The organism is Priestia sp. RMT2NF4, assembly GCF_047872835.1.
Classification (GTDB): domain Bacteria; phylum Bacillota; class Bacilli; order Bacillales; family Bacillaceae_H; genus Priestia; species Priestia zanthoxyli.
The window spans coordinates 1-10,209 of record NZ_JBLQZO010000020.1 but is presented as its reverse complement, the minus strand read 5'-3'; the positions used below and the strand labels follow the sequence as shown (position 1 = coordinate 10,209).

At 32.0% G+C, this 10,209-nt stretch carries 13 protein-coding genes and 2 tRNA genes; 5 read left to right on the top strand and 10 right to left on the bottom strand.

Annotated elements, in window-relative coordinates:
- Positions 1-364: 364 nt before the first annotated feature.
- The 6 genes from ACMX9J_RS27450 to ACMX9J_RS27425 form a co-directional block, all read right to left on the bottom strand.
- A complete protein-coding gene (locus tag ACMX9J_RS27450) occupies positions 365-859 on the bottom strand; it encodes an exosporium protein D (protein ID WP_080963346.1) in 495 nt (164 codons plus the stop codon).
- 193 nt (positions 860-1,052) lie between these two features.
- Complete coding sequence (locus tag ACMX9J_RS27445) at positions 1,053-1,538, bottom strand: hypothetical protein (protein ID WP_416226451.1); 486 nt, start codon at positions 1,536-1,538, stop codon at positions 1,053-1,055.
- 1,369 nt (positions 1,539-2,907) lie between these two features.
- Positions 2,908-3,150 (bottom strand): YvrJ family protein, encoded by a 243-nt coding sequence (locus ACMX9J_RS27440; protein ID WP_416226450.1) that lies wholly within the window; start codon positions 3,148-3,150, stop codon positions 2,908-2,910.
- 495 nt (positions 3,151-3,645) lie between these two features.
- Complete coding sequence (locus ACMX9J_RS27435) at positions 3,646-4,278, bottom strand: CAP domain-containing protein (protein WP_053001451.1); 633 nt, start codon at positions 4,276-4,278, stop codon at positions 3,646-3,648.
- Between the two features lie 104 nt (positions 4,279-4,382).
- Positions 4,383-4,628, bottom strand: coding sequence for a hypothetical protein (locus tag ACMX9J_RS27430; RefSeq protein WP_416226449.1), 246 nt, complete (start codon positions 4,626-4,628; stop codon positions 4,383-4,385).
- 679 nt (positions 4,629-5,307) lie between these two features.
- Positions 5,308-5,439, bottom strand: a complete 132-nt coding sequence (locus tag ACMX9J_RS27425; protein ID WP_416226448.1) for a YvrJ family protein — start codon at positions 5,437-5,439, stop codon at positions 5,308-5,310.
- Between the two features lie 89 nt (positions 5,440-5,528).
- Between ACMX9J_RS27425 and ACMX9J_RS27420 the strand changes: the two genes are divergently transcribed.
- The 5 genes from ACMX9J_RS27420 to ACMX9J_RS27400 all read left to right on the top strand — a co-directional run bounded on the left by ACMX9J_RS27420 (position 5,529) and on the right by ACMX9J_RS27400 (position 8,192).
- Positions 5,529-6,032, top strand: a complete 504-nt coding sequence (locus ACMX9J_RS27420) for a CAP domain-containing protein (RefSeq protein WP_416226447.1) — start codon at positions 5,529-5,531, stop codon at positions 6,030-6,032.
- Positions 6,033-6,875: 843 nt separating this feature from the next.
- Positions 6,876-7,028 (top strand): YjcZ family sporulation protein, encoded by a 153-nt coding sequence (locus ACMX9J_RS27415; protein ID WP_182421864.1) that lies wholly within the window; start codon positions 6,876-6,878, stop codon positions 7,026-7,028.
- A gap of 244 nt (positions 7,029-7,272) precedes the next feature.
- A complete protein-coding gene (locus tag ACMX9J_RS27410; protein ID WP_182421870.1) occupies positions 7,273-7,359 on the top strand; it encodes a YjcZ family sporulation protein in 87 nt (28 codons plus the stop codon).
- A 260-nt stretch (positions 7,360-7,619) separates the two neighbouring features.
- Positions 7,620-7,847: a hypothetical protein gene (locus tag ACMX9J_RS27405; protein WP_221778289.1), complete on the top strand. Its 228-nt coding sequence runs from the start codon at positions 7,620-7,622 to the stop codon at positions 7,845-7,847.
- Positions 7,848-8,015: 168 nt separating this feature from the next.
- A complete protein-coding gene (locus ACMX9J_RS27400; RefSeq protein WP_182421866.1) occupies positions 8,016-8,192 on the top strand; it encodes a hypothetical protein in 177 nt (58 codons plus the stop codon).
- 100 nt (positions 8,193-8,292) lie between these two features.
- Here the strand turns inward: ACMX9J_RS27400 and ACMX9J_RS27395 are convergent, their stop codons facing one another.
- The 4 genes from ACMX9J_RS27395 to ACMX9J_RS27380 all read right to left on the bottom strand — a co-directional run bounded on the left by ACMX9J_RS27395 (position 8,293) and on the right by ACMX9J_RS27380 (position 10,177).
- On the bottom strand, positions 8,293-8,490 hold the full coding sequence (locus ACMX9J_RS27395; RefSeq protein ID WP_047749635.1) for an IDEAL domain-containing protein: 198 nt from the start codon (positions 8,488-8,490) through the stop codon (positions 8,293-8,295).
- A gap of 270 nt (positions 8,491-8,760) precedes the next feature.
- The gene (locus ACMX9J_RS27390) at positions 8,761-9,381 is read right to left on the bottom strand and encodes a recombinase family protein (protein WP_221778286.1); all 621 of its coding nucleotides are present in this window, start codon (positions 9,379-9,381) and stop codon (positions 8,761-8,763) included.
- 645 nt (positions 9,382-10,026) lie between these two features.
- Positions 10,027-10,098: transfer RNA gene (locus ACMX9J_RS27385), tRNA-Glu, on the bottom strand.
- Between the two features lie 4 nt (positions 10,099-10,102).
- Positions 10,103-10,177, bottom strand: a tRNA-Asn gene (locus ACMX9J_RS27380).
- Positions 10,178-10,209 lie beyond the last annotated feature (32 nt).

The following is a 10,209-nucleotide window of genomic DNA, read 5'->3' as shown; positions in this document are numbered from 1 at the left end:
AAACACGAAAAAGATTATGGCAAAGATAAATGCAAAGATAAACACGAAAAAGATTATGGCAAAGATAAATGCAAAGATAAACACGAAAAAGATTATGGCAAAGATAAAGTTGTCTTTTATGAAAAAGACTATGATAAAAATAAATGCAAATGTAGTAAAAGTTATAACAATTAAGCCACTTGAACTTTTGTGTTAGCAGTTTACAACTAGGTTTATACTGAAAGACTATTAGCTCTCGAGCTAATAGTCTTTTTGCTTAACCCCAATTTTTTATATACTTCCAGTAATTATATTATCTGAGGGTCTTTGCAAATAAAAAACGTTGAACAAATAAAATTTGTCCAACGTTTTTTTTATTAACGTCCTAGAAAAAACAGTTTTTGTTATGTTTTTTGTTTTGATTATTACAACCCATACAAAATGTTTTTTGAATGAAGACAAGTAGCGTTCCTTCGGTAGTAGCAGAAGGATTCGAAACAGTTAGTCTTTCAAAATTTTCAACTTGAAAAGCTCGTGTAGCACCTGCAGGTATAGTAGCTGAAATAGGCATTCTAGAACCTCTTATAAAAATTGACACTGTAAGACCAGTAGTTACAGCTGATAGTTGAAGAAGCGTTTTGTTATGATTGTTAGTAAAATCTTCAAAAACATTTACATCTGTAGCATTAGCAGGAACTGCAATAGTTAACGGGACGTTTCCTGTTAAATTGGTTCCAAAACCTTCAATTGTATGATTTTCAACAAAGAATTTGTCATTATCTTTTTTCTTACTATACGAACCTCTACATGGATAAGAAGCTTCTACATAATATAATTCATCGTTTTTATTATAGTGACGGTAGCTTTTTATAATAATCACTCCTTTTTTATTTATACAATATTTTATTCATTTATCTATAGATTGTTTGTGTGCCTGTCCAATAATATTAAATTTCATAAAAAATTTAACATTGATTAGCCATTGTTAGGTGAACAAATAATTAGAGAAAGCATACCAGAAGAAAATACTATTAAAAGAAACAAGAGGTTACATTTAATATTTACATATGTCCTTACATAGTTAGTTTACGTTCATTAATCATTGTATAAACTACCTCTTCATTGCTTTCTAAAAGTTCTTTCGTAGTAGTATTATGATTTTTCGCATGACGAGAAAAATTGGCTTTGCTATACCAATGATGACATAGAGGACATGGCAATTCATTTTCAATCTCATAATCGATTGACGTCCATCTTGTAGAAAATGAGGAAGGTTTGCTTGTATTATTTTTTGTATACGGGGTGCTCTCATGATGTATAGGATCTTGTATACGCTCTGTAGTCACAGCAACTTCATTTGTAGTCTTGTTGTATAAACTATCTTCTAATTCTTCTCTAATTAGTAAGAAACCAGCTTCTGACATAGATAGTCCTAGCTCATCACAAAGTTGACGGAATTGCTCATATATACTTTCCGGCAACCTAATAGGCAACACCTTACTTGGTTCTTTTGTTTTTGATTGACGAGCGTATTTATCTAGTTTCCCCAACCTTATCACCTCATATATACAATTTGTATACACATTCAATACAGAGGCTTTATCTTCCTGCCATCTTTCCAACTACATGCTGTATACATTATGTAGTTGATGAGTTTTTTATAGAGATATTAATTTAACCTACTTATTAATTACACGCTTTTTTTAACAATGTTCTTCAGTAACTACATCCAATAATTTGTTGTTATCATGCATCATCTTATTCCCATTTCCCCTCTACATCTCCCATCAGTTTACGTAAAATATTGTTCACCTTTCCCATTGTTTTCACACCTTGATTGATTAATTGAACGTTCTAACCGATTAAACCTTTTAGCCTTTTTTCTCGTGCTGTTTACTCTTCAAAAAATGAGAATAACTTAAACTGTTCTTTCAAAAATTTTTGACGAGACATACCATGTTCTTTCACTAGTTCATTAATTTTCACATAGGAACTGGATCAATGCTTCGTAAAAACATATCCATGACATTCGTTTCTTTTCTGTAAATTGTAGTTCTGCACTAAATAAGAGAGAAGAGCATAAGGGGTTTTTGCTATCACAGGGTGCGATAGGCTAGACAAAGCCTAGCAAAACCGTGATAGCAAAGAAAGTAGCTAAATGTCCCCTTCGCGTCCCCTTTTTTTGATGTACGCCCCTTTTAAAATCCTGATGTCCCCTTTATGTCCCCCTGTTTTGGAGCCATGTCCCCTTTGCGTCCCCATGCTTTTTTTCACTTCATGGCTAGATCTTGTTACTTTTCATTCCATTATTGGAGCTTTTCTTGTGAGTTTTTTATTTACCTTCATAAATCTGGAGGACCTCATCATTGGATTACACCATGTCCTTTTTTCATCACAATTTTTAATTCTGGATTGGCTTCTTCATAGTTTTTCATTTTCTTTTTTACAACATCTTTTTCTAACTCATGTGCATCTGCGCTTTTTATAACGATAATCGTTTATAGAATAGAAATTCATTTATAAACGATACAAAACACTAAGGAGAATTACCAACTATGAAGAGTTGGCGAAGGGGTTTCTACCACAAATGTTGGAATCATTGAAGGTATATTTCACTCACCAAATAGCATTTATAATTTAAGATCCCTTCATTATAGATAATCCGAATTAAGTTATTACCGAGAAAATATGAATCCAGATTAGATGAAAGTTCTCATCTGGTAAAGTTGGAAGAGTTAAAGCGAAGACACTATATATCAAATATATTTTAGTTTAAAAAAGGTGTTTAAGATCTGTATAGAAAAGCAAAAGTATTCAAGCCAAAACATTCTCAACCAGAAATCACCATTCCACCCACCAGATGCTGCCTAGAGTACCATTTTATTTATGAAAATGATGAAAGAACGAAAAAAGATATCTGTAGATATATTAATAAGATTTATATTCCCTAAGAAAGTTTTTTACTGAGCTATTGAATAAGTGAATTAAATTATAGCTTGTCCTTTTTCCAATAAGAATTTGAAGTAATTCTGTAATTTTCTCTAACTTACTTTCAATTCGAATGAGTAAGTAAAAAGATAATGCGATTGGAAAGCCTAGCTCTTTGATATAACTAATAAAATCATATATTATAATATGTGATTTCTGAGTACATGTCCGCGGGGCATACATCTGTTTTTAAGACAACAGTTCTTTTAAAATAAAGAAAAAACCTCATTCTTGGTGTAAGAGAGAGTTTGCTTCTTTATTATGTTGAAGATATGTCGTTAGTCAAAATACAACGTAAAGGATATGTAGATGACTCAACAAACCCCTTGCGCTGCAAGGGGTTCCTTTTTTTATGTCTTCCAGAAAGAGTGATTATGTTAACTAATAATGTATAGAATATACAATTTAAAATAGAGAAAGCTACTGGCCAGCAAGTGCCAGTAGCTTTCTTGTTATCGTAAATAGGATGATTATGATTTATTATATTCAAATTAATTACAAGTGCTTGGACAAGCGTTGATATTCTAAAAAATTAGTTAACTTTAATTAATATAGTGGAACTATACAAACAGAAAAACTCTCCCAATGCGTTAAGGAAGTTTTTTGTGTGAAATTCGAATAAGAAAATCCGTAGATGCCTCACGACGTCTTGAGTAGTTTGATTAAAAATTGTATCATTTATGCTGGCGGTCTCCCAGATTCCCATGAAGTACCGTTCCAACGCCACCATGAACCGTTCCAGTAGTACCAAGTTCCTTGATACCATGCCCATCCTGTAAAAGCTCCTGTATTATCGAAATAGTAGTAGCTGGAACCAACTTGCACCCATCCTGTCTGGAAAGTGCCATTAACATAATAGTACCATTTTCCATTTTCTTGCACCCAACCATTTTGGGGTCGTGTTTTACGTATTGCAATCATTGAGAAACTATTTTGAGTTGGTGCATTAGGTGAGTAATCGTATCCAACACCAATATGAGTAAAATTAGGATTTAAGATGTTTGCCCTATGTCCAGGACTATTCATCCACCATGTAACAGCTTCTTCAGGTGTAAATTGTTTGCCGTTCCCCCAAAATATATTTGCACCTGCTTCTTCATATGAAATATTAGCATTGTTTAGTTGATCAATCTCAGTTCCTCCAAGTGTAGGACTATAGTGTGTAGGTGTTTGATATTGAGACATGTCTTGTGCTTTAGTTCTAGCCAACTGAGTTAATTGACTATCAGTCTGTAATGGAGATAATCCTTGTGCTCGTCTTTCTTGATTTATAAGATTTATAAGTTGTGGTTCATAAGATGTAATAATCAATAATTATCCTGCTCCTTTCCATTAAAATTTCCTATACTTTTATAAAAAAGCTATTTGTGCTTTTCCCTTTATCTATTGTCATAGATACATATTTGTTCAAAAAACTATAAATTAGGAGGATTAATAGGCGGTATAAGTGTAGACGGCGGTGAAAAATTAGGTGGTGAAAGTTTAGTAGACAATGGGGGTGTAGAAGGTAAAGGGTTCTGTGGGGTGGATGAGGTTCGTGTTTCTCCGGTTTTCTTATTTTTTTTGTTTTTATAATAGTCTTTTGATTTTTTCTGAGGATATGACTTGTCCAAATAATATTTATCTTCTTTACTATTGTAACGACAGTTATATTTTTCCATGTTAATCACCTCTTTCTTTGATTTCTATATATTTTATTCACCAATAAATAAGATGTTTGTATGCTTGTCTTATATTAGAACAAGTATTTTAAAATTCCAAAAAGCTCATCTACTGAGATAAAGATTGATTTCACTCAATATTTGCTAGTATTAGTAATATAAATGAAAGTAAAATTACTGGTACTATCTTTTTAAAAGCTAGTATCAATGCTAGTAAAGTAGATGCAATTGATATCTTGCTACAAAATCAAAAAGACCGTTCGAAAAGAGTCTATGGAGGGTTTTATTTTGACGATGATGTGTTAAGTATCATTGATTGAGTTCTTAAGAGCTATAAATCTGAATTGGTAAACAAAACTCTGAGAAAAGTATTTAAGGAAAAGGGATTATTAGATTAAATAAAAGCACTCACCTTTGATTTAAACGAGTGCTTTTATTTTTTAGATACTTCTTATAATAACGATTATGTTAACTAAGGTTGTATATCTTATACAGCTTAAAAACAGAAAAAACCACCTGACCTAATCCAATGGCTGTTTCTATCCTCGTAAGGAATGGAGAGCTATTTTATGACACCTCACGGCGTCTTGGGTAGTTTGCTCTAATTATTAGGCAGTATTCATACTAAGAAATTAATTAAAAACTGAGTAGTACATAGATCAATTGTTCATTACTTGTCCTACCCTTTTTCAATACTAGTAGCTATTTTCTTTTCAAAGCGTAGTAGAAGATAAAAAGTAATAACAATAGGAAAACCAAAATTTCTAATAAGGTTAAGCCATTGTTCTATCTTAACTATCTCACTTGTCAAATGATCTTAATGTCATAGGACAAGCATACAAACAATATTATTGATTTAGAATATTATATTTCATACTAATTAGGGATGGAATGAGACTTATGAAATCAAGGTGGTCTAAAAGTAAAATAATAGCAAATAGTGTAACAGAGTATCAATCAAAGAAATCTAGAGTATCAAAAGTGAATAATATTGCAGACGTTTCTGTTCTACATCAAAGTTTTCAAGAACAAGTTGTGTCTTTAGTAAACGATGAAAGACAGAAATCTGATATTGCGCCTCTTATGATTAATTTAAAGTTGAGCAGAGTTGCCAATTTGAAGGCTGCTGATATGAGAGATAATAACTATTTTTCACATTATAGTCCTCAATATGGTACACCTTTTGAAATGTTAAAAAATTTTGGTGGTTCGTATCAATATGCTGCTGAAAATATTGCGGCTGGTTATATAACTCCTCAAGAAGCTTTTGAAGGTTGGAAAAATAGTCCTAGCCATTATGCTAGTATGTTAAATGCAAATTATAAGTACACCGGAATTGGTTATGTTCTTGGCCTAGAATCTAATCGATACAGAGCTTATTGGGTTCAGTTGTTTAAAGGGTGATAAAACTTAGTATTTCTATAAGGTGAGTCTTTATAAGAATAGCATTTTGACATGCCTTCCTATAGAAAAAGCCATTAGAGTTCTTAGTCTCTAATGTTTTTTTGTTCAGATAACAAGTTGTATATTAACTAAGGTTGTATATTCATAGTCATCCTAAAAAATAGAAAAACCTAGCTCTTCTCAATCAAAAGGGGCAGGGTTTTTCTGTTACAGAATTTAATGGTATATGTGAATATTTAGAAACATCTTGAGTCGTTTGCTTAAAAAATAAAATTTTATTCTCAATAGGTAAGTTACCTGAAGGAAAATAAAGGAATATTATGTAGTTCGAATAATTTTCGTCTCACACTTAGAATCCTTTTAACCTTATTTTTCACCTTCATAATTTACAAAGTCAAAAAAGAAAAAACAATCTGTATTGGAAGACAGATTGTTTTTTCTTTTAAATTAGAGATGGCTTTATCGAAGTGGCATTCCAAGAGCCTTCTCTAATAATATTCAAAACCTTTCTAAATAATGAATTCCAATAAAATCTATTATATTAATTAAACATACACATGATATATATTCTAAAAAGGAGAAAAACTCCCGGGCATCAGGGAGTTTTTCTCCTTTTTAACAACTACAAATTCGTGAGGGAGGTGAACTAATCTGCTGAAATTAAAGGGTATGGTTCTTTCATTCTATGTAAACTAATCTAAAGGGTTTATATATATTTCTATAAAATTAAATTTGCTGATTACATATCGTTACTCCTGTTAGTTCAACGCTTGAGGAATACGGGGAGCATTTTGATTTTCTATACATATTCTAAAAGTATTAAGCATATGGGGGGGTGAATGTATGTTCTTTGGAGGTTATGGTGGCGGTTGCGGCTATGGTTACGGTGGAGGCAGCTGTGGTTTTGGCGGTGGTTTCGCTTTGATCATCGTATTGTTTATTTTATTAATCATTATCGGCGCTTCTTGTTTTGGCGGCTTTGCCGGTGGTTGCTAATAATTAAAGATTATCTTTCTTTTAATTATTATTTATCGTTTAAAAGAGTTAGCTTTGTGCTAGCTTTTTTATTTGTTAATTATGTATTCATACTCTTATATTTATAATACGAAAGAAACTAATAATAAATAGCAGCAATCTTTTTAAATTGAATTCTAGGAGTAAACATGCTTATAAATATTTACAGATACATATAATGCGTTAGTCCATGTAATTTGTATTCCTATTCCTTTACTTAAGTTTTATAAAAAGTAGTGATAGTATTTCTAGTTATGGTGGATGTTTTGCCATTCTAATTGTTTTAGTTATTCTTCTTGTCATTATTGGATAGAGTTGTTTTAGGATGTATTCCTTACGAATTCGAAAAACTCCTGATTGCCATCAAAATCAGGAGTTTTTTGCCGTTCATATCAAAAGGTTTGGAGGTTATTGATATACATATTGTATAGTATTCGGAAGTAAAAAATTGGCATGTACAAGTATAACCAATTTTCACATTGTCAAAATATTTTTTCACTAGTAAGCATTTTGCTTATACTAAATTTCATTCTCTTCATAGCATGTACTATAAGGTTATTTAGAGGTGAAGTTATGCCAGGACGTCGTAGTGGAGACCGTCGTACATCTCGTTCTAGGTTAGATGGTTTTCGAAGAGGAGATGAAATTCAAGTTTTTTCTGCTGGAAGACAACTTGATGGAAACGGTACGTTTATTCGAGTAGAAAATGGTTTCTTAGTATGGGAAGATAATTCTGGAAATAGAAATGTTACTAGTTTAGAAAGTATCAGTGTTCGTCGAGTAAGAAGACATTATTACTAATATTTTGGACGGGCTATTACTTTGGAAAAGCGGAGTTAACCTAAGTTGGTTTAGCTAAAATAAATTAGTGCTATATTGGAAGATAAAACTACCCAGTAAGTTTTAAATAAGGTGGTTTTATCTTCTTTTTTATAATATATTTCTAAAAAGAAGACAAGGAGGATTTTTATGAGTACTATTATTAATTTTAATGAGTTCCAAAGACATAAAAAAATGAAGAAGTTTCTTCGCTTTGTTTTAGTAATAGGAGCAATTAGTATCTTCTGTATGTTTGCTTACGTACTAATCGTAACAGGAAGATATCCCCCGGCTGAGTATCCTCCCTATATTGAGGCTAAACCATAATAACGGATGATTACCCCCTTATTTAACTTCTCATAAAGGATTTCAATTCGGTTTATTTGTTTATTATTGTAAATGATGAACTCCTATTTATACTCTTTTATTAAGATGCAGATTTAAGTTTATCCGTTAAACGTAAAAAAGCTTCTTTGTCCTTATTCCTTAAGGACTGATCAATTTCTTCAAGGATTTTACCTTTTTTGAAATCCTTCATTACTTGACTCAGGAACAATTCGGCTAACATTTCATCAGATATACTTGTTTCAGCTTGACTCATTTCATTGAACATATTATTTTCCATAAACTATTAACCCCTTTATCATTTCTTTTTTAAAAACAGTATTTCCTTTTTTCATTGTTTTAATACGAGATTAATAGATAAAATAGCGTGTAGAATAATATGTAATGAAAAACAACCTAACAAAAAATGTTAACACTAGCTCTCCATGACGAAAATAAGTAAATTTTTCACCGAATAGATATTACGTAAATCTTTCCTATAAAACATAATATTTTTTCACTTAGGACTCTGATGCTAATATATACGTTGTTTTAACTATTTTCTTCTTATTTAAATAGTCTCCATATTTATCTTATTTTCGTATTGTTTTACTAATTTATAAAACGTTGTCTTTTTTACATTTGCTTCCTTCATTGCCTGTACAGCTGTAATCTCTTTTTGCTTCCATCGATTATAAGCCTCAATGAATTCTTCGCTGACTTGAGCTTTGGGGCGCCCAAAAGATATACCCTTAGTTAACGCAACATCAATTCCCTCACGTTGACGCTTACGAATACGATCTCGTTCTTCTTGAGCCATCCAAGACAGAATTTGCAGGACTAAATCCGCAATAAACGTTCCCAGACTGTCCTTATACTGAGTTGTATCTAACAACGGCATATCTAAAACTACAATGTCTGCCTCAATCTCTTTTGTGATGGCATTCCATTCCTGGAGAATTTCTTCTTTATTGCGACCGAAACGATCTAAAGAATGAATATAAAGGATATCCCCTTTACGAATCATTCGTTTTAATAATTGATATTGTTCTCGATTGAAGTTTTTTCCGCTTTGTTTATCAATGAAAATATCGCGAGGAGAAATCCCAACTTCCTGCATCAATTGAAGTTGACGACCTTCATTTTGATCTCGGCTGCTTACACGTATGTATCCAAATCTTCTATTTTCCATTTTTATACTCCTTTTGTGATTCTCTTCATCTTATTTTACCAAAATCGTTCGTAAAAGTGTATAAATTACAGAGAACGTTCGTAATTAATTTTCAAACTTAAACGAACGATAAAAATAATAGATTTCTTATAAAAAAGAAAAGTTCGCAAACGTATACTTTTACGAACACCTCATTTTTTTATAACCAATGTTAAATTTATACAAACAATAAATAACCAGATAAAATACGTTATGGAGTATAAATAAAGAATTAATACTGAGTACCATTTGAAGGAATTATCAATAGGAAAGTTAAAAAGAAATTTTTTCCGATTCTCACTTTGTTAATATTATCCAGTATAATTTTTAATCAAATTAGGAGAATATTTTTTCCATATTTACCTTAATAAACAAACTTTAATTGTCAACTGTTTTATCCGTATCTGCAATTTTTTATCCAACAGCTACAGGATTAAGCATTTCCTCTCTTCCAACTTCTGTAGATTCAGTAGCCCCCCTAAATTCGGTACTGTTGACGGGATGGCTATCATAGCTAAACCTACAGCAGAAGCTGCAACAGCTTATTTCTTTTTTCACCATATAAAAACCCATCATTTATCTACCACAAATAAAAGAGCAGTTTGCAAATGCAAACTGCTTTTAAGATGACCCGTACGGGATTCGAACCCGTGTTACCGCCGTGAAAGGGCGGTGTCTTAACCGCTTGACCAACGGACCAGTATGGCTCCACAGGTAGGACTCGAACCTACGGCCGATCGGTTAACAGCCGATAGCTCTACCACTGAGCTACTGTGGAATATGGTGGGCCTAAGTGGACTCGAACCACCG